Source organism: Ruegeria sp. BG5 (assembly GCF_056538425.1).
This window is the reverse complement of sequence record NZ_JBQFTC010000020.1, coordinates 1-574: the sequence shown is the minus strand read 5'-3', so window position 1 is coordinate 574 and position 574 is coordinate 1. Positions and strand designations below refer to the sequence as shown.

Annotated in this window: 1 protein-coding gene; it reads right to left on the bottom strand. The window is 60.5% G+C overall.

The features are described from left to right. A partial coding sequence (locus tag ACR0KX_RS21080) for a hypothetical protein (protein ID WP_480708773.1) occupies positions 1 to 574 on the bottom strand: 574 nt, incomplete at both ends.

Sequence of the window (574 nt, the reverse complement as noted above, 5' to 3'; positions counted from 1 at the left end):
ACCTCGACATCAATGACGTTGGTGATCGGCTGGCCGCTCACACGCACGCCTTGATCGTCAAGCGTCCACTCCGCATAGCGGCCATCTTCATGCTGCAGCAGGAGCAGGTAACCCGGACCGTTGCTTTCAACCTGAATCGCGCTCCAGCCGGGCAGGCTGTCAGGGCCGATCTGGTCCCCTCTCCATGTCACTTCCGTGCTGCCGTCGATCAGGTAAACCCCACGCGTCGACGAGGCCAGCGTTGTCGCGCCGTCATTTTCAACGGTCGTCGTGAAATGACCAATCGTGCCATCATTGTTCAGATCAGCACCATAGAACACCTCGACATCAATGACGTTGGTGATCGGCTGGCCGCTCACACGCACGCCTTGATCGTCAAGCGTCCACTCCGCATAGCGGCCATCTTCATGCTGCAGCAGGAGCAGGTAACCCGGACCGTTGCTTTCAACCTGAATCGCGCTCCAGCCGGGCAGGCTGTCAGGGCCGATCTGGTCCCCTCTCCACGTCACTTCCGTGCTGCCGTCGATCAGGTAAACCCCACGCGTCGACGACGCCAGCGTTGTCGCGCCGTCAT